The organism is Streptomyces sp. CBMA152 (assembly GCF_014596475.1).
Lineage (GTDB): Bacteria > Actinomycetota > Actinomycetes > Streptomycetales > Streptomycetaceae > Streptomyces.
Map to the genome: position 1 here is coordinate 551,753 of NZ_MECJ01000029.1, position 18,858 is coordinate 570,610.

General features: G+C 72.7%; 15 protein-coding genes. 6 read left to right on the forward strand and 9 right to left on the reverse strand.

What is annotated here, in order from left to right:
• Positions 1-76: 76 nt before the first annotated feature.
• Positions 77-2,686: a helicase C-terminal domain-containing protein gene (locus BG418_RS29640; protein ID WP_223185544.1), complete on the reverse strand. Its 2,610-nt coding sequence runs from the start codon at positions 2,684-2,686 to the stop codon at positions 77-79.
• Between the two features lie 91 nt (positions 2,687-2,777).
• Here BG418_RS29640 and BG418_RS29645 point away from each other — a divergent pair, with 91 nt between their 5' ends.
• Both BG418_RS29645 and BG418_RS29650 read left to right on the forward strand, forming a co-directional pair.
• The gene (locus BG418_RS29645) at positions 2,778-3,806 is read left to right on the forward strand and encodes a hypothetical protein (protein ID WP_188277051.1); all 1,029 of its coding nucleotides are present in this window, start codon (positions 2,778-2,780) and stop codon (positions 3,804-3,806) included.
• A 488-nt stretch (positions 3,807-4,294) separates the two neighbouring features.
• Entirely contained in the window at positions 4,295-4,927 is a 633-nt protein-coding gene (locus BG418_RS29650; RefSeq protein WP_188277052.1) for an HAD family hydrolase, read from the forward strand.
• A 50-nt stretch (positions 4,928-4,977) separates the two neighbouring features.
• Here the strand turns inward: BG418_RS29650 and BG418_RS29655 are convergent, their stop codons facing one another.
• Positions 4,978-5,226, reverse strand: coding sequence for a hypothetical protein (locus BG418_RS29655; RefSeq protein WP_188277053.1), 249 nt, complete (start codon positions 5,224-5,226; stop codon positions 4,978-4,980).
• Between the two features lie 174 nt (positions 5,227-5,400).
• Here BG418_RS29655 and BG418_RS40960 point away from each other — a divergent pair, with 174 nt between their 5' ends.
• Positions 5,401-5,784: a cold-shock protein gene (locus BG418_RS40960; RefSeq protein ID WP_067162767.1), complete on the forward strand. Its 384-nt coding sequence runs from the start codon at positions 5,401-5,403 to the stop codon at positions 5,782-5,784.
• A 52-nt stretch (positions 5,785-5,836) separates the two neighbouring features.
• Here BG418_RS40960 and BG418_RS29665 read toward each other — a convergent pair whose 3' ends face one another.
• The 4 genes from BG418_RS29665 to BG418_RS29680 are packed head-to-tail and all read right to left on the reverse strand — an operon-like array spanning position 5,837 to position 9,231.
• Positions 5,837-6,688, reverse strand: a complete 852-nt coding sequence (locus BG418_RS29665) for a 1,4-dihydroxy-6-naphthoate synthase (protein WP_188277054.1) — start codon at positions 6,686-6,688, stop codon at positions 5,837-5,839.
• On the reverse strand, positions 6,681-7,340 hold the full coding sequence (locus BG418_RS29670) for a futalosine hydrolase (RefSeq protein ID WP_188277055.1): 660 nt from the start codon (positions 7,338-7,340) through the stop codon (positions 6,681-6,683). The genes BG418_RS29665 and BG418_RS29670 overlap by 8 nt, the downstream gene beginning before the upstream one ends.
• Before the next feature lie 13 nt (positions 7,341-7,353).
• Positions 7,354-7,851: a DUF2771 domain-containing protein gene (locus BG418_RS29675; RefSeq protein WP_188277056.1), complete on the reverse strand. Its 498-nt coding sequence runs from the start codon at positions 7,849-7,851 to the stop codon at positions 7,354-7,356.
• A 27-nt stretch (positions 7,852-7,878) separates the two neighbouring features.
• Positions 7,879-9,231 carry an MFS transporter gene (locus tag BG418_RS29680; RefSeq protein ID WP_188277057.1) on the reverse strand — a complete coding sequence of 451 codons (1,353 nt, stop codon included), beginning with the start codon at positions 9,229-9,231 and terminating at the stop codon, positions 7,879-7,881.
• Positions 9,232-9,523: 292 nt separating this feature from the next.
• Here BG418_RS29680 and BG418_RS29685 point away from each other — a divergent pair, with 292 nt between their 5' ends.
• Entirely contained in the window at positions 9,524-10,432 is a 909-nt protein-coding gene (locus tag BG418_RS29685; RefSeq protein WP_188277058.1) for a DUF3027 domain-containing protein, read from the forward strand.
• Between the two features lie 324 nt (positions 10,433-10,756).
• Positions 10,757-13,867 carry a sacsin N-terminal ATP-binding-like domain-containing protein gene (locus BG418_RS29690; RefSeq protein WP_188277059.1) on the forward strand — a complete coding sequence of 1,037 codons (3,111 nt, stop codon included), beginning with the start codon at positions 10,757-10,759 and terminating at the stop codon, positions 13,865-13,867.
• A gap of 167 nt (positions 13,868-14,034) precedes the next feature.
• Here BG418_RS29690 and BG418_RS29695 read toward each other — a convergent pair whose 3' ends face one another.
• Both BG418_RS29695 and BG418_RS29700 read right to left on the reverse strand, forming a co-directional pair.
• Entirely contained in the window at positions 14,035-16,455 is a 2,421-nt protein-coding gene (locus tag BG418_RS29695; protein ID WP_188277060.1) for a cation-translocating P-type ATPase, read from the reverse strand.
• A gap of 118 nt (positions 16,456-16,573) precedes the next feature.
• Entirely contained in the window at positions 16,574-16,846 is a 273-nt protein-coding gene (locus BG418_RS29700) for a DUF2530 domain-containing protein (RefSeq protein ID WP_188277061.1), read from the reverse strand.
• 224 nt (positions 16,847-17,070) lie between these two features.
• On the opposite strand from BG418_RS29700, the gene BG418_RS29705 reads away from it, so the two are divergent.
• On the forward strand, positions 17,071-18,519 hold the full coding sequence (locus BG418_RS29705; RefSeq protein ID WP_188277062.1) for an NCS2 family permease: 1,449 nt from the start codon (positions 17,071-17,073) through the stop codon (positions 18,517-18,519).
• 130 nt (positions 18,520-18,649) lie between these two features.
• Here the strand turns inward: BG418_RS29705 and BG418_RS29710 are convergent, their stop codons facing one another.
• The gene (locus BG418_RS29710; RefSeq protein ID WP_188277063.1) at positions 18,650-18,832 is read right to left on the reverse strand and encodes a ribbon-helix-helix protein, CopG family; all 183 of its coding nucleotides are present in this window, start codon (positions 18,830-18,832) and stop codon (positions 18,650-18,652) included.
• Positions 18,833-18,858: the final 26 nt, after the last annotated feature.

Here is an 18,858-nt window from a genome sequence, read left to right on the forward strand (position 1 = left end):
CGAAACCTCCAGTGTGCCTGAGCCCGGGGGAATGCGGGGCGGTCCCTTGGTGGCGCCGGGTTTTCCGGCTCCCGGCTCAGGCCGAGTCGTCGGCCAGCTCGGCGACGCCGGTGATCCGGTGCAGCGGATACGTACGGACCTCGTCGGCGGTGTGGTCGTAGCCCGTCACGAAGCCACCCTCGACGCGGACCGGGGCGATCACGCGCTGGCTGGCCGCGCCGTCCGCGTTGACATAGCCGATCCAGACGGCCGAGCCGGTCATGGCCGCGGCCTGGACGGTGGCCAGGGTCTCGGCGGGGGTGGTGCGGGGCAGCGTGCCCTGTTCGGCGGGCGCGGCCGTGGTGCTCGGCGGCTCCTTGCGTACGACGGTGGCGGCCTCGTCGCCCGCGCGGATCGCCCGTACCGCCGCGCCGAGGAGGGTGTCGTCCGGCAGCGGCGGGCCGTCCGGGACGGGGGCGGGCGGGGTGCGGGGCGGGGTGCGGCGGGTGTCGGCGCGGGCGATCACCACATCGCCCTCGGCGGACTCGGCGGCCGGGGCGTACCCCATCGCGCGCAGCAGCTCCAGGAGGGAGGCGGGGTCGGCCTGGGCGGCGAGCACGGTCGGAGCGAGGCGGCGCAGGCGCAGCGCGGCGGACCGCTTGTCGGCGACGATCTCGTCGAGCAGCGCGTCGTCGTCGCAGCGTACGTACGAGGAGGCGGCGCCGACCCGCAGATGGCCGTGGCGGCGGGCCACGTCGTCGATGAGATAGCTGAGCGGCTGCGGCACCGGCGTACGGCTGTGCGCGGCCAGGAACGCGTGCAGATCGGAGGCGGCCTGCCCGGCGTCGAGCGCGCGCCGCACGGAGGCGGGCGTGAACCGGTAGACCGTCGCGCCACCCTTCGACTCGATGTCCGCGAGGACGTTCAGGGTCGCGGCGAGCGGGCGCCGCAGCGGGCCGGGCGCGACGGCGGTGAGGTCGGCCTGGAGCAGCACGTGGTCGACGGGCTCGGGCAGATGGGGCGCGAGCGCGGCGGCGGCGGAGAGGCCGAGGAGGGTGGTGCCCTGTTGCGATGCGGCCGGTGCGAGGAGCGCGCGGCCGTGGGCGGAGAGCGCGCCCCTGCCCGTAACGCCCAGCAACTCGCCCTCCTCCAGCGTCCATTGGGCCAGCTTGGAGCGCAGGTCCTCGGGGCCGGTGCGGGTCGGGTGCTCCCAGCGCAGCCTTTCCAGGAGCGTCCCGGGGTCGGGGGCGGCGCCCTCGGGGAGCTGCGCGAGCAGGGTCAGGACGCGGTGGCGGACCTCGGGGGCCGGGGAGCGGTCCAGGTCGGGGCCGAGCGCGGACAGGGTGCGGCCGCGGGTGTCCTGGCCGCCGACGAGACCCGGGGTGCGGGTCGCCGAGAGCCAGGCGGCGGCCAGGCGCGACCAGCGTTCGGCGGGCGGCAGCTCCAGCCAGTCGTCGCAGGCGGGCGTGGGCGCGTAGCGCTCGTCGGCCTCGCCGTCGGAGGCCAACAGCCCGGCCGCGTAGGCGAGTTCGAGCCAGAAGGCGGCGGTCTGCTCGGTGGTGTCGAGCGCCACGGCGGTCCGCTTGAGATCGCGCACGCTCAGGCCGCCCGCGCGCAGTACGGCGGGGCCGCCCTCGTCCCACTCGGCCAGCAGGTCCTCGATCATCGTCAGCGCGGTCAGGGCCTGGCCCGCCGCCGTGGTGTCGACGATGCGCGGCGCGTACTCGCGCGTCGGCGTGACGGCGGGCGCGACCGGCTCGGGCGCCCGGTGCGCGCGCCCGGCGCGCAGATGCAGGGCGACCTCGCGGGGCAGCACGAGGGTGCGGGCGGAGGTCGGCAGCAGCAGCCCGTGGTCGCGCAGCCAGCGCACGGGCGGCGCCGGATCGGCCGACACCTCCCCGTACGGCGGCCCCCACACCAGCCGGTCGAGCACGCCGAGCGCTTCCGGCGGCGCGGTGTCCAGGAGCTCCGACATCCGCCGCCGATCGGTGAAGAGCGAGGTCAGCGCGGCGACGGCGGAGACGGGATCATGGGTGGCGGCCAGCCCGACGGCCCGCAGGATCTCCTGCACCCGCCCCGGTGACATCCCGGCCGTGGCCTCGGCGACGGTCGGGCCGAGGCCGGTGGGGGAGGGGTGCGCGGGGGAGGGCGCGAGCAGTTCGCGTGCGGTACGTACGAGCCGCAGCCGGTCGTCCGGCCCCCACACCAGCGCCTGCTCCCGCAGTTCCGCGACCGCGCCGGGCAGCGCGGCCTCGATTTCCCGGTCTCCGTCGTCGCCGGTCAGCAGCGCGAGCAGTACGTCGTACGGCGCCGGGTCGGGCGCGACGGCCAACGCCTGCGCACTCTGCAACGCGAACCGGTCCAGCCGCTCCAGGGCGCGTACGACGGAGGCCCGCGTCCCGGCCCGGGTCGCGAGCTGCGTCAGGTCGCTGGGTACGGGGTTGAGCAGGTCGGGGCGGGCGCGGAGGAGGGCGGCGAGGGAGGAGTCGGGCCGGGAGCGGAGGGCTTCGGCGAGGGTGCGGGGGGTTGTGGCGGTGGCCGCGCCGGTGGTGCCGCTCGCGCCAGGGGTGGCGCCTGTGCCGGAAGTGGCCGTGCCGGAGGTGCGGCCCGCGCCCGTCGTACCGGTGGCCGTGCCGTACTCGTCGCCGGTCGCTCCGGTTGTTGCTTCGGGCACGTGCGCCTCCTGGTTGCGCTCGCCGGTCCCCATCCGCCCCACGGTAGCCGCTGCGCGCTACCGTCAGGGCAGGGAGGCGGCGGCGGGCCCCGGCGGGGCGGGTCGGGGCACGGAGGGGAATGGCGTGGGGATCGAGAGCGACCAGCTGGTCTACGACTATCTGAGCCGGGTCGGCGACCTGGCCCAGCAGCGGCAGCTGCCGTCGGGGACGCGGATGCGGCTGGTGTCGTCGCTGCGGGACGAGATCGACCGCAGACGGGCGAAGTACGGCAGTGACACCCCGGCCGCGGTGCGCCGCATCCTGGGGCGGCTGGGTACGCCGGACGAGGTGGTCGAGTCGGTCACCGGGGGCGGGGAGTACGCGGCGCCGCCCGAGGTGGAGGCGGCCGGGCGCGGGGTGCCGGGGCAGCGTGACGGCGGGAGCGGGCGGCCCCGGGAGCGGGGGCGGCCGAAGCTGTTCCCGCGCCCGCGCGCGTCGTCGCCCTCGACGGGCGTGGCCGAGCCGTCCCCGGGCGGCGCGTCGCCGCCGCACCTCGCGGGCATGGACGAACTCGCCTCGTCCGACGGCGAACCCGACTGGTGGCGCATCGAGCAGGGCCCGTTCGGGGGCGGGGGGCCCGGGGACTCGGTGGCGGGGTTCGTGGGCGGGGTGGAGATCCCGGAGATATTCAAGCCGCCGGGGAAGGAGTTGGAGGAGGAGCCGGAGGAGGAGTCCGATCCGGCGGTGGAGTCGGACTCGGAGCCCGACCCCGAACCGCCACCCCGGACCCGGAACTGGCGGGCCCTGATCCCGTCCAGGCGCTCCACCCCCGGCCCCGGCCTGACCAACCCGCTGCTGCTGCTCGCGGCGGTGCTCCTGGTCGGCGGGGCGCTGTTCGGCAACCTGTACACCCTGGGCGGCGGTTGGCTCCTCGCGTACCTCTCCCGGCGGCTGACGCCCGCGGAGAAGAAGTGGGGCGTCCTCGGTCTGCCCGCCCTGACCCTGATCGGCGGCCTGGTCTGGCTCTGGGGCCGCCAGGACGGCCGCTGGGGCGCGCCGATAGCGCCGGGCGGGATGGGCGACGCGGCGTCGGGGATGTGGCCGTGGCTGCTGCGCATAGCGGCGGTGACGTCGGCCCTGTTCGTGGTCTGGCGCTCGCAGCGCCGCCGGTGATTTCCCCCACCCCGCCCCTTCCCTAAACCCTCCGGGGGTGGGTGGGGGTTGAGGGGGGAGGGGAGTTTCTCCGGGGGCTTCGCCCCCGGACCCCCGGGCGGGGCTGCGCCCCTGCACCCCCTCGGGGGCACAGCCCCCTGAACCCCCCGCGGGGGCTGCGCCCCCTGCACCCCGCTACGGGGCTCCGCCCCGGACCCCGGTGGGGCGGTCGGGCAAGCAGGGCCGCACCCCGGCTTGCGCCACGCCCCTGGGGGTGGGTGGGGCAATGGCGCTGCGCCCCTGGCTTTTAGGGGCGCGGGGAACTGCGCGACCAGCCCCCACCGGCCCGCAGCCGAAAAGCGGGGGCGCAGCCCCGTTAGCGGGGTGCAGGGGCCGCAGGCCCCGCTCAGGGGTCCGGGGGCGGAGCCCCCGGGAACGTGCCTCACCCCCCACCCACCCCCGGAGGGTTTAGGCGAAGGGGCGGGGTGGGGCTCGGCACAATGGGGGCCATGGCCTCGCGCACCCCCACCGTCGGTTTCGACCTGGACATGACCCTCATCGACTCCCGCCCCGGCATCCACGCCGTCTACACCCGCCTCGCCGCGGACACCGGCACGTACATCGACGCCGACGCCGCCGTCAGCCGGCTGGGCCCGCCGCTCGAATGGGAGCTCGCGCACTGGTTCCCCGAGGACCAGGTCGAGGAGATGGCCCGGCGCTACCGTGAGATCTACCCCACATACGCCATCACCCGCACCCCCGCCCTCCCCGGCGCCGACGACGCGATCCGCGCCGTCCAGGAGCTCGGCGGCCGCGCGATAGTCGTCACCGCCAAGAACGCGCCGCAGGCGGCGATGCACCTCACCCACCTCGGCATCGAGCCCGACGAACTGATCGGCGGACTATGGGCGGAGGCCAAGGCGGAGGCGCTGCGCGCGCACGGCGCGGAGGTGTACGTGGGTGATCACACCGGCGACGTACGCGGGGCGCACACGGCGGGCGCGCTCTCCGTGGCCGTACCGACCGGCCCCATCGGCGCGGACGAACTGCGCGCGGCGGGCGCGGACGTACTCCTCGCCGACCTCACGGAATTCCGGCCGTGGTGGAAGACGTACGCGGCGAACGGCCGGACGCGAGGCTAGGACGCTCGTCCGCGGTGGAAGCAGTACGCGGCAAGTAGCCGGACACCCGACTAGGCCGCCCCCCGCCCCGACCGTACCGACGTCACCACACCCGCCGCCGCGATCAGGAACCCGACGCCCATCAGCATGCAGATCCAGTACGCGGCGGGCGGGAACCTCGACGTGTGCAGGAACAGCGGCGCCACCGTGACCAGCGTGGCGAGCGCGCCGACGAAGAAGACGATGACACCGGCGCGAACCAGCCGGTCCCCGGTGTTCGACTCGTTGCTGGCCGAATTCGCTTGGGTTTCGTTACTCACTCGGTCAGGGTAGTTCCCTGCCCGTAAGGACCTGCCGGGACGTCTTGTCAGCAGCCTCTGGACCATTAGCCTTGGTGTCGGCGGGTCCGAAGGCGACCCGCTGCAGTGCTATCCAGAGCCGTTTTTCCGCGGCGCCCCGAGCATCCGACGACGAGTACGAGGACGAGGACAGACGTGCCTACCGGCAAGGTCAAATGGTTCAACAGCGAGAAGGGCTTCGGCTTTCTCTCCCGCGACGACGGCGGTGACGTCTTCGTGCACTCGTCCGTGCTCCCCTCCGGGGTGGAGACGCTCAAGCCCGGCCAGCGCGTCGAGTTCGGCGTAGTGGCAGGCCAGCGCGGTGACCAGGCTCTTTCGGTGACGGTCCTCGACCCGGCGCCCTCGGTCGCGGCCGCACAGCGCCGCAAGCCCGACGAACTGGCCTCCATCGTCCAGGATCTGACGACGCTCCTGGAGAACATCACGCCGATGCTGGAGCGCGGCCGTTACCCCGACAAGGCCGCCGGCAAGAAGATCGCCGGCCTGCTGCGGGCGGTCGCGGACCAGCTCGACGTGTAAGCCTGCCCCGAACCGTCAGCGCATAAAGGCGCATTACGAGTTGGACAACCGTTTATACGAAACTCAGCGCATCGCGGCCGAGGGGCGGAACAAGTCCCTCGGCCGCGGCGCGTGTGAGCAGTCCGCGCACCGCCGCGTAGCCGTCCTCGCCGAGGTCGGCGGTGAACTCATTGACGTAGAGCCCGATGTGCTGGTCGGCCACCGCCGGGTCCATCTCCTGGGCGTGCTCGCGTACGTACGGCCGCGAGAGCTCCGGGTCGTCCCACGCCATCCGGACGGACGAGCGGATGACGGCGGCCAGTTGGCGCAGCTTCTCCTCGCCGAGCGAGCGGCGGGCGACGATCGCGCCCAGCGGGATGGGCAGCCCGGTGGTGTTCTCCCAGTGCTCGCCCATGTCGGCGAGCGAGTGCAGCCCGTACTCCTGATACGTGAACCGGGCCTCGTGGATGACGAGTCCGGCGTCCACCCGGCCGTCCCGTACGGCGGGCATGATCTCGTGGAAAGGCATCACCACGACCTTGCCGACCCCGCCGGGCACCACATCGGCGGCCCAGAGCCGGAAGAGCAGATACGCCGTCGAGCGCTCGCTCGGCACCGCGACCGTCTTGCCGGTCAGGTCGACGCCGGGCTCCTTCGTCAGCACCAGCGGGCCGCAGCCGCGTCCGAGCGCCCCGCCGCACGGCAGCAGCGCGTACTCGTCGAGCACCCACGGCAGTACGGCGTACGACACCTTCAGCACGTCGAAGTCGTCCGAGCCGCGCTCGGCGATGCCGTTGGTGATGTCGATGTCGGCGAAGGTGACGTCGATGCGGGGCGCGCCCGGCACCCGGTCGTGGGCCCACGCGTCGAAGACGAACGTGTCGTTGGGGCAGGGCGAGTAGGCGATGCGCAGCGGCTCAGTCATGACCGTTCCAACTCTCCAGTACGGGCGGGAGCTTCCCGAAAGCGTCGGTGAGCGCGGCGAGCGCGTCCCCGATCCGCCAGGCGGAACGATCCCGCGGGCCCACGGCGTTGGAGACCGCCCGGATCTCGACGACCGGGATGCCGTGCAACGCGGCCGCTTCGGCGACGCCGAACCCCTCCATCGCCTCGGCCCCGGCGCCGGGGTGGCGCTGCGTCAGCGCGGCGGCGCGTCCGGCGGTGCCGGTGACGGTGGAGATCGTGAGCACGGGGGCGTACGCGGCGCCGGTCGCGGCGGCGATCGCCTCGGCGAGTCCGGCGGGCGGCAGATGGACCGACCGCCCGAATCCGAGCTCTTCGACATCGAGATAGCCGTCGGGCGTGTCGGCGCCCAGATCGGCCGCGACGATCCGCGAGGCGACGACCAGGGACCCGACGGGGGCCAGCGGGGCGAACCCGCCGCCGATCCCGGCCGAGACGACCAGGTCGTACGGGGACGGGGTCCGGGCGAGCGCGGTCGCGGTCGCGGCGGCGGCCGAGGCCGGGCCGACACCGCCGACGACGGTGTCGAACGCGGCTTCAGCTGCGGCTTCGGCGCACGCGCGCGTGACCGCGTCCCGCTCGGCGGGAACCGCGGTCACGACCAGCACGCGCATGTCAGCCGTCGTCTCAGCCGTCTTCGCGCTTGAGCGTGAAGCTCCAGACCGACTTGGGCTTGTTGTTGTCGTTCACCTGAATGATGTTGATCTTCTTGCTCTTGGGCGCGGCGCCGCCCTGCCCGCCCGTCGCGAAGACGTCCGCGTTCGGGAAGGAGCGGTACGTCTGCTTGGAGGGCTCGGTGATCGGGGCGCCGTCGAGGACCGCCACCCACTTGTCGCCGTTCTCGACGACGTCCGGGTCCACGCCCAGGCGCAGCGTCGCGCCCGGCGAGTACTTGATCGTCTTCGACGTCTTCACACTGCTCAGGCAGGTGGTGAGCTTTTCGTCCGACAGGACCTTGCCGTCGTTGCGGCAGGTGGCCTCGGCGTTCACCGAGGTGTTCCCGACCGTCACGGTCGCGAGGGGCGTCGGCTTGTCGCAGGCGGAGAGGACGAGGAGTCCGGCGGAGACAGCGCCGAGGGCGATGCCGGCCCGACGGGCCTTACCAGAGGTGAACGCAACGGTCATGAGCCGAAGGCTATCGGTCCGCCGTGATCACGCCACGCGCGGGTGTGGCGTGCCGCGCCGAGCAGCCGTCAGCAGCCCTCGTACGGACGTGGCGAAGCCCACCGCGAGCAGCCCCGAGGCGACCGCCATGCCGAGCACGCCGTTGAGCGGCAGCGCGATCCCTATGGCGCCGCCCAGCACCCATGACATCTGGAGTGCGGTCTCGGAGCGGGCGAAGGCGGAGGTGCGCACCTCCTCGGGCACGTCCCGCTGGATCATCGCGTCCAGCGACAGCTTCGCCAGCGCCTGGGTGAACCCGGCGGTCGCGCCCAGCACCGCCATGAGCACGCCACTGAAGAACGCCGCCGCGCACACCGACGCGCCCAGCGCGGCCATCAGCATCATCACGATGATGATCTCCGGGCCCCGCGAGCGCAGCATCGAGCCCGCCGCCGTGCCCAGCGCGTTGCCGACGCCCGCCGAGACGCCGACGGCGGCGAGCGAGACGGCGGCGCTCTGCCCGCTCAGCGGGTGCTCGCGCAGCAGGAACGCCAGGAAGAAGATCAGGAAACCGGACAGGGCGCGCAGGGCGGCGTTGCCGACCAGCCCGTTCTGCACGGCCGCGCCGACCGTGCGCAGGCCCGGCTTGCGGGCCGCGCCGCCGTGGTCGACCAGCTGGGCCTTGCGCTCGCCCAGGGACGAGTCCACCTTGTGGTCGAGCGTGAACGCCAGGAACGTGCCCGTCACGAAGACACAGAACGCCCCATAGAGCGGCCACTCGGGCCCGACATGCTGGAGCCCCGCCCCGATCGGGGCGGCCGCGGCGGTGGCGAGCAGCCCGGCGAGTGTGACCCGCGAATTGGCCTTGACCAGCGAGAACCGTGGTGGCAGCAGCCTCGGTACGACCGCGCTGCGCACCACTCCGTACGCCTTCGACGCCACCAGGACGCCGAGCGCCGCCGGATACAGCTCAAGGCCGCCGGTGGCGACCGCGCCCGACATCGTGAGCGCGAGCAGGGCCCGGGCGAGCATCGCGCCCGCCATCGCGGCGCGCCGGCCGTGCGGCATCCGGTCCAGGAGCGGGCCGATCACGGGGGCCAGCAGGGTGAACGGGGCCATGGTGATCGCCAGATACAGCGCGACGCGCCCACGGGCCTGGTCGGTGGGGACGGAGAAGAAGACGGTGGAGGCGAGGGCCACGGTGATCATGACGTCACCGGCGCCGTTCACGGCGTGCAGCTCGATCAGTTTGCCCAGGCCCGACTCACCGGCGCCGTGCGCGTGTGTCGCCTTGCGGATGGAGCGAGCCGTTCCGGTGAAGGGCAGATGCAGGGCGCGGCCGACCTTCCGGCCTGCCTTGCGCAGGGGACTGGTTCCGTCCGTGGACCTTGCCGTTGCCACCCAGTCATAGTGCCCCAAGCCCGTACGACCTGTGCGGACCGAGCGGGGATTCGGACCGGCAGGTGGGCCACGGGCCACGAAGGGGGTAGCGTGACAGGCGCGCCGCCCGCGGCTGCTCATGGCCGCGCGCCTCTCCGCGATCCCGCAGAATGGATGGCAGAAGGCGCGCCTCTGACAGCTCTACGGCCCGGGCGCGGACGTCGACGCGGCCCCCTGGTCCGCTCCGTCCGTGACTCGTACGTACGCGGTCCCCGGCGCACCCGTGAGACGGCGTAGGAGAGAAGCGAGACCTGTGAGTGCTGCGACGACGCGAAGCCGTACCCCTGACCGCCTGTGCGCCGAAGCGGTCGATCTCGCCCGGGAGGCGGCGGAGGAAGCCGCCGCGCCGGGCGTGGTCGGCGAGCATGTATCGGCCGTGGCCGAGGGTGACCGTGTAGTCACGCACTTCTTCGAGTGCAAGGAGCCGGGGTACCGGGGCTGGCGCTGGGCGGTGACGGTCGCGCGGGCCTCCCGCTCCAAGCAGATCACCCTCGACGAGTCCGTCCTGCTGCCCGGGCCCGACGCGCTCCAGGCGCCCGAATGGGTGCCGTGGAGCGAACGCCTGCGCCCCGGCGACATGGGCCCGGGCGATCTCCTGCCCACCGAGGCGGACGACCTCCGTCTGGAGCCGGGCTACTCGGGCGAGGACGCCCCGCCGCCGAACTCCGCGGTCTCCGATGAGATGGCCGAACGGGTCGAGGCGGAGGACGCGGAGCTGGTGTCGCGCCCCGGCACGACACGCGGCTCGATCGCGGCTCTCGCCGAAGAGCTCGGCATGCGCCGGGCCCGCGTGCTGTCCCGCTACGGTCTGCACGCGGCGGCGGACCGTTGGGACGAGGCGTTCGGAGCGAAGACCCCGATGGCCCAGGCGGCCCCGGCGTCCTGCATGACGTGCGCGTTCCTGGTCCCCGTGGCGGGCTCTTTGAGCCAGGCCTTCGGCATCTGCGCGAACGAATTCGGCCCGGCGGACGGCCGAGTGGTCTCTTTGTCGTACGGCTGCGGCGGCCACTCGGAGGCGGCGGTCATGCCCAAGCCCCCGCGCCCGTCCCCGCCGGTCCTGGACACCCTGGGCGCGGATGTGTTGCCCCTCCGCCCGTCCCCGGACAGCGGCTCGGTCCCGGAGGCGACGGATGAGCCCACGGAGGAGCTGGGGCACTCCTAGGCCCCGGAGGCGCGATCTTTTCGCCTGCGGGCCGGTGTGGGCTGATCGCGCAGTTCCCCGCGCCCCTAGGTAGTTAGGGGCGCGGGGAACTGCGCGAGCAACCCAGCACGGTCTGCAGACAAACGGGGGTGCAGGGGCGGAGCCCCGCTTACCCACCCACCCCCAGCGGGGTCCGGGGGCGTAGCCCCCCGGGAGAACCACCTTCACCCCCACCCACCCCCGGAGGGTTCAGGGAAGGGGTGGGGTGGGGGAAAACCCGCCCGCCTCACGACGCGGTACCTTCAGCCCACGGTGTACCGACAGGCAGAAGCGGAGTGTGGGCGCGTGATCGTCAAGGCGACGGGGGGCGAAGGGGCCGATCCCTTCGGGACGGCGCGGCTGCGGCGCGGCGTGGTGGACTCCTGGGCCACGGCTCCCGCCCGCTTCCGCGAGGACGCCAACGCCGAGGAGGACCTCGCGCTGGGCGGCTACCGGGACCGCCTGGTCGTCGAGTTGGCCCAGAACGCCGCCGACGCCGCCGCCCGGGCCCGCGTCCCCGGCCGCCTGCGCCTCACCCTGCACCCCGGCGCCCCCGGCGAACAGCCCGTACTCGCCGCCGCCAACACCGGCGCCCCCCTGGACGCGACCGGTGTCGAATCCCTCTCCACCCTGCGCGCCTCGGCGAAGCGCCAGGACGGCGACGCGACCGGCGCCGTAGGAAGGTTCGGCGTCGGCTTCGCCGCCGTGCTGGCCGTCAGCGACGAGCCCGCGGTCGTCGGCCGCACCGGCGGCGTGCGCTGGTCCCTGGCCGAGGCCCGCGACCTGGCCGCCGAGGCGGCGAGGTTCAGCCCCGGCCTGGGCGACGAACTGCGCCGCCGCGACGGCCACGTACCCCTGTTGCGGCTCCCGCTGCCCGCCGAGGGCACCGCCCCCGAGGGCTACGACACCGTGGTGGTCCTGCCGCTGCGCGACGAGCCCGCCGAGGACCTCGTCCAGCGGCTGCTCGCCGGGATCGACGACGCACTGCTCCTCACCCTCCCCGGACTCGTCGAGGTCGTCGTCGAGACCCCGGACGGCGCCCGCGTACTGCGTCGCTCCGAGCACGACGGTTACGTACACATCGACGACACCAGGGACGGCCTCAACCGCTGGCGGACCGTCACCGACCACGGCCCGCTCGGCCCGGACCTCCTCGCCGACCGCCCCGTAGAGGAGCGGCTGCGCCCGCACTGGTCGGTCACCTGGGCCGTGCCCGTGGACCTGGACGGCGCGCCGCAGCGCCCGCGCACGGCGCCCGTCGTGCACGCCCCCACCCCCACCGACGAGCCCCTGGGCGTGCCCGCGCTGCTCATCGCCTCGCTGCCGCTCGACACCGCCCGCCGCCACCCGGCCCCCGGCCCGCTCACCGACTTCCTGGTGCAGCGCGCCGCCGACGCGTACGCGACGCTGCTCGGCGACTGGCGGCCCGTCTCGACCGGCACCGTCGACCTCGTGCCGGGCCCGCTCGGGCGGGGCGAGCTGGACGGGGCGCTGCGCGCGGCGATCCTGGAGCGGCTGCCCCGTATCGCCTTCCTCGCCCCGGCCGTCCCCTCCGAAGAGCTCACCGCGCTACGGCCGTTCGAGGCCGAGGTGGTCGAGGGCGCGGGCGCGGACACCGTGAAGGTGCTCGCCGAGGTGCTGCCGACGCTGCTGCCCGCCGGGCTGGAGCGCCGGGCCGAGCTGCGCACGCTCGGCGTCGGCCGGCTGCCGCTGGGCGACGCCATCGAGCGCATCGGTGGCGCCGAACGCGCCCCCGAGTGGTGGTACCGGCTCTACGAGACCCTGGCCGGCGTCGACCCCGACCGTCTCTCCGGCCTCCCGGTCCCGCTCGCGGACGGGCGTACGGCCATCGGCCCGCGCCAGATCCTGCTCCCGCTGGAACAGACCCCCGCCGACCTCGCCCGCCTCGGCCTGAAGGTCGCGCACCCGGACGCCGCGCACCCGCTCCTGGAGAAGCTGGGCGCCCTCCCGGCCACACCCCGGGCCGTCCTGACGACCCCCCAGGTGCGCGCGGCCGTCGCCGCCTCGCTCGACGGCGGCGAGATCTGGGACGAGGACGCGCTCGACGCCGACGAACTCGCCGACGCCGTCCTCGCGTTGGTGCGCGACGCGGCGCTCGAACCCGGCGACGAGCCCTGGCTGGGCGCCCTCGCGCTCCCCGACGAGGACGGCGAGCTCGCGCCCGCCGGTGAACTCGTCCTGCCCGGCAGCGCGTTCGCCTCGGTGATCCGTACGGGCGAACTCGCCGAGGTCGACCGCGAGCTCGCCGAGCGCTGGGGCGAGCAGCCGCTGGCCGCGTGCGGGGTGCTCGCCACGTTCGCCCTCGTACGCGCGAGTGACGTCGTCCTCGACCCGGACGAACTGGAGCCCCGCGACGGCGACTTCGCCGAGCCCGACGACGCCGGTCTCCTTGACGCGGTCGACGTGTGGTGCGAGGACGTCCTCGACCGGCTGCCGCACACGCCGGTGCCGCCGGTGGCCACCGAGATCGTGGCCGTACGCGACCTCGACCTGGTCGACGACGACGCCTGGCCGCGCGCGCTCGCGCTGCTCGCCCAGCCGCCGCTGCGCGACGCGCTGACCCAGCCCGTACGCATCCTGCTGCCGGACGGCACGACCGAGAGCGTGCGCCCGTACACCGCGTGGTGGCTGCGCGGCCACCCCGTCCTGGGCGGCCGCCGCCCGGCGGGCCTGCGCGCGGCGGGCTCCGATCCGTTGCTGCTCGGCCTGTACGAGTCGGTCGACGCGACCGGGTTCGAGGACGAGCAGGTGCTGCGGGCGCTGGGTGTACGCACGTCGGTGGCGGCGCTGCTGGACGAGCCGGGCGGGGCGGCGGAGCTGTTGTCGCGCCTGTCGGATCCCGATCTCCCGGTGTCGCCCGCCCAACTGCACGCCTTGTACACGTCCTTGGCGTATCTGGACCCCGATCAGGTGACGCTTCCGGACGAGTTGCGGGCGGTGGTCGATGGTGAGGTGCGGGTCGTGGACGCGGCCGACGCGGTGGTCGCGGACGCGCCGGATCTGCTCCCGCTGACGTCCGGGGTGCCGCTGCTCCCGGTCGCCCCGTCGCGGGCGGCGGACCTGGCGGAACTGTTCCAGGTCCCCCGGCTCGGGGAGACGGTGTCGGCGGAGGTGTCGTCGGAGGGGACGGAACGGGAGGTGCCGGAGTCGGTGCGGGTGTTGCTGGGTCCATCGACTCCCGCCACGTACCTGGAGCATGACGAGCTCCTGGCGGGTGGGGTCGAACTGGACTGGCGCCGTGTGCCGGACGGTACGGTGCACGCCTCGACCCTGGAGGGCGTGGCGGCGGCCCTGTCCTGGGCCGCCTCGCAGTGGCCGCGGCGCTTTGAGGTGGCGGCGCTGCTGGAAGATCCGTCGAGGACGGCGGAGCTGGCGCAGTCGCGCTGGTTCGACTAGCCCCACCCCGCCCCTTCCCGAAAGCCTCCGGCGGGTGTCGTTTCGGCTGTCCGCCGGTGGGGGCTTGTCGCGCAGTTCCCCGCGCCCCTAAGAGGGCCCGAAGGGCCCATCAAGGGGCGCGGGGAACTGCGCGAGCAACCCAGCACGGTCCGCAGCCGAACCCCCGGCTACGCCGCCCCCCGCCGATCCACCCACCGCCACGCGAACTCCAACCCCACCGCCCCCACCGCCGCAATCCCCACCGCGGCCCACGGCAACGTCGTGCCGACGAGTTTCAGGGCGAAGAAGGTCTGGAGCCACGGCACCGCCAGGACCAGGAGGAACGCGACGCCCATCGCCGCCACCAGGCAGATCCGCCACCATGTGTACGGGCGCGCGATGATCGCCAGGACCCACATGGAGACCAGGAACAGGGTCAAGGTGGCGGCGCTGGTCTCGGCCTCCCGCGCGCCGTCACCCACGTAATAGTGACGGGCCAGCAGATACGTCGCGAACGTCGTCACCGCGGCAATCACGCCACCCGGAATCGCGTACCGCATCACCCGCCGCACAAAGTGCGGCTTCGCCCGTTCCGTGTTCGGCGCCAGCGCCAGGAAGAACGCGGGGATGCCGATCGTCAGGGTGGACAGGAGCGTCAAGTGGCGGGGGAGGAACAAGTACTCCACTTGCGTGCAGACCACCAGCAGAGCCAACAGCACCGAGTACACCGTCTTGACCAGGAACAGCGTCGCCACCCGCGTGATGTTGCCGATCACGCGGCGCCCCTCCGCCACCACCGACGGCAGCGTCGCGAAGCTGTTGTTCAGCAGGACGATCTGGGCCACCGCCCGCGTCGCCTCGGAGCCCGACCCCATCGAGACGCCGATGTCCGCGTCCTTCAGCGCCAGGACGTCGTTGACGCCGTCGCCCGTCATCGCCACCGTGTGGCCCCGCGACTGCAGCGCCGCCACCATGTCCCGCTTCTGCTGCGGCGTCACCCGGCCGAAGACGGCGTTCTCGTCCAGGACCGATGCCATCTCGGACTGCTCAGTGGGGAGTTGCCGCGCGTCCACCGTGTTCTCCGCGCCCGGCAGCCCCAGCTTCCCCGCCACCGCCCCCACGGACACCGCGTTGTCCCCGGAGATCACCTTCGCGTGGACGTTCTGCTCGGAGAAGTAGCGCAGGGTGTCGCCCGCGTCCGGCCGCAGCCGCTGTTCCAGCACCACCAGCGCCGCCGCCCGCGCGTCCGTCGCGACCCGGGGATCGTCGAGCTCACGCCCCGCCCGCGCCAACAGCAGCACCCGCAGGCCCTGTTCGTTGAGGGAGTCGATCTCGGCGAGGGACGGGTCACCCGCAGGCAGCAGTACGTCCGGTGCTCCCAGCAGCCACGTCGAGTTCTCGCCGTCCCCCTCGCTGAACGCCGCCCCGCTGTACTTGCGCGCCGACGAAAACGGCAGCGACTCCGTGCACCGCCACTCCTCGCTGTCCGGATACGCGTCGATGATCGCCTGGAGCGAGGCGTTCGGCCGCGGGTCCGACTCGCCCAGTGCGCCGAGCACTTTGCGTACGTACGCCTCGTCCGTGCCGTTCAGCGGCCGCAGCTCGGTGACGTCCATGCCGCCCTCGGTGAGCGTGCCCGTCTTGTCGAGGCAGACGACGTCCACGCGCGCGAGGCCCTCGATCGCGGGGAGCTCCTGCACCAGGCACTGCTTGCGGCCGAGCCGGATCACCCCGATCGCGAAGGCGACCGAGGTCAGCAGGACAAGACCCTCGGGGATCATCGGGACGATGCCGCCGACCGTGTACGCGACCGACTGCTTGAAGTTGTCGTCCTTGACCACGAGTTGGCTGATCACCAGGCCGATCGAGGTCGGGATCATCAGCCAGGTCACGTACTTGAGGATCATCGAGATGCCGGAGCGCAGCTCGGAGTGGACCAGCGTGAAGCGGCTGGCCTCCTCCGCGAGCTGCGCCGCGTACGCCTCGCGCCCGACCTTGGTCGCGGTGAACGCGCCGCCGCCCGCCACCACGAACGAGCCCGACATCATCCGGTCGCCGGGCTTCTTCAGTACGGGGTCGGCCTCGCCGGTGAGGAGTGACTCGTCCACTTCGAGGCCGTCCGTCTCGACCACCTCGCCGTCGACGACGACCTTGTCGCCCGGCCCGAGCTCCACCAGGTCGCCGAGGACGATCTCGGAGGTGGAGATCTCGGCGGCGCGTCCGTCGCGCCGGACCGTGGGCTTGGCCTCGCCGATGACCGCGAGCCCGTCCAGGGTCTTCTTGGCGCGCATCTCCTGGATGATGCCGATGCCGGTGTTGGCGATGATCACGAACCCGAAGAGGCTGTCCTGGAGCGGCGCCACGAAGAGCATGATCACCCAGAGCACGCCGATGATCGCGTTGAACCGGGTGAAGACGTTGGCGCGGACGATCTCGGCGGTGGAGCGGCTGCTGCGGACGGGTACGTCGTTGACCTCGCCCCGGGCGACGCGTTCGGCCACTTCGGCGGTGCTCAGCCCGGTGGCCCGGCCGGCTGCCGGGGACGGCGGCTGCACGGGATGGACGGGGTCGAGTTCCGCCCCGGCGTCGATATTGGCGCGCTGCGTCATGTTTTCGACGGTACGGCGGTAATACCCGCTTCACCTGCCGGGAACGTCGAACATCAGACCCAGGGAGGAGACGAATGGTCCTGCGGCGGTATGCCGGGGCCCCTACCTGGCCAGGGTCCTACTGACTTTCGGCCCTTGCGGCCAGCTCGGCCGCGTGCCGCTTCAGTGCCGCGTCCCGGCCCCGTACGTACCAAATGCCGATGAGACCGAGACCGCCGCCGGCCAGACACGTCCACAGCCACCACAGATGGCCGTGGTCGTCGAACCAGCCGTAGAACGGGAGCTGGACGAGGAAGAGGACGAACCAGAGGATCGTGCCGCCGGTGATGGTGGCGACGACGGGCCCTTCCAAGGGCTCGGGTGCCTCGTGTTGTGGTGTCCACTTCGCCATGCGATCAGTGTAGGGGGACGGGTTTTCGGCGGTCCCCGGCCGTCGTCCGCCCAGACGCCGCATGCGTCTACGCGCGGAGATAGCGATCTTCGCCTTATGTATTCATACTGAAACGGCTTACGGCTGACTCGTTTTGTTCGTTGAAACGTCCAAAGAAGTTCGGGTTAAGGCCGGATTCCCGCTTTTCTTTCCCTGCCCGCGCCGTCTCACGACTGAGGTTCCGCATGTCCCCCTCGGCCACCGCCAAGGTCGACTCCCCGCCGCCGGCCCCGCTGCCGCCGGTCAACGGCTTCGACCGCTTCTTCAAGATCACCGAGCGGGGTTCCACCGTCTCCCGGGAGATCCGCGGCGGCTTCGCCACCTTCTTCGCGATGGCCTACATCATCGTGCTGAACCCGATCATCCTGGGCAGCGCGAAGGACATGTACGGGCACCAGCTGAACGGGGGTCAGCTGGTCACCGCGACCGTCCTCACGGCGGCGTTCACCACGCTCCTGATGGGCGTCATCGGCAATGTGCCGATCGCGCTGGCGGCCGGGCTCGGTGTGAACACCGTGGTCGCGCTCCAGCTGGCGCCCCGGATGAGCTGGCCGGACGCGATGGGCATGGTCGTGCTCGCGGGCTTCGTGGTGATGCTCCTGGTCGCCACCGGGCTGCGCGAGCGCGTGATGAACGCGGTGCCGCTCGGCCTGCGCAAGGGCATCGCGATCGGCATCGGCCTGTTCATCATGCTGATCGGCCTGGTCGACTCGGGCTTCGTCTCCCGTATCCCGGACGCCGCCCACACCACGGTCCCGCTCCAGCTCGGCGGCAACGGTCATCTGCTCGGCTGGCCGGTCCTGGTCTTCATCCTCGGCGTCCTGCTCACGCTCGCGCTGCTCGTCCGCAAGATCCCCGGCGCGATCCTGATCTCCATCGTCGCGATGACGGGCCTGGCGATGATCATCAACGCGGTCGCCACCGTGCCGTCCTGGGGTCTGACCACCCCGAAGTGGCCCGGCAACCCGGTCGCCAACCCCGACTTCGGGCTCATCGGCAAGATCAGCCTGTTCGGCGGCTTCGACAAGGTCGGCGTGCTGACCGGCACGCTCTTCGTCTTCACGGTCCTGCTCTCGACGTTCTTCGACGCGATGGGCACGATCATGGGCATCAGCGACGAGGCCGAGCTGACCGACGCCGAGGGCAACATGCCCGGCATCAACCGCGTCCTGTTCGTCGACGGCATCGCGGTCGCCGCGGGCGGCTTCTCGTCCTCCTCCGCCACCACCTGCTTCGTGGAGTCCACGGCGGGCGTGGGCGAGGGGGCCCGTACCGGCTTCGCGAACGTCGTCACCGGCGGGCTCTTCACGGTCGCGCTGTTCCTCACGCCGATCGCCACGATGGTCCCGTCCCAGGCGGCCACACCCGCGCTGCTCGCGGTGGGCTTCCTGATCCTGTCCGGCTCGATCCGGCAGATCGACTGGGACGACTGGACGATCGCGATCCCGGCGTTCGTGACGATGGTGATGATGCCGTTCACGTACTCCATCACCAACGGCATCGGGATGGGCTTCCTCACCTTCACGATCCTGCGCGTGGTGGCGGGCCGGTTCCGCGAGGTGCCGGTGGCGATGTACGCGGTGTCGGCGGTGTTCGCCTTCTACTACATGATGCCGGCGCTCGGGCTTACGTAGCTCGGTCTTACGCAGTGGCCGCTGCCGTACCCCCTAGGGGCGCGGGGCTGTGACATTTGCGGCTCCGCCGCGTGGGCGCGACAAGCCCCCACCGGCCCGCAGCCAAACGACAACGCGCCCCCGCACCCAGCTACGCGGCGCCATACAGCTTCTCCGTCTCGACGGTCGCGGCCTGAAGCCGTACGTCGAAGTCGTCCCGAATGAGCGTCCGGACCACATAGTCCTGGACGCTCATTCCGCATCTGGCGGCATGCTGCCGGAGCCGTTCGAGCAGCTCACCGTCTATCCGCAGGCTGAGCACGCTGGTCCCCATGGGACGAGGGTCGCCGTAGGCACGGC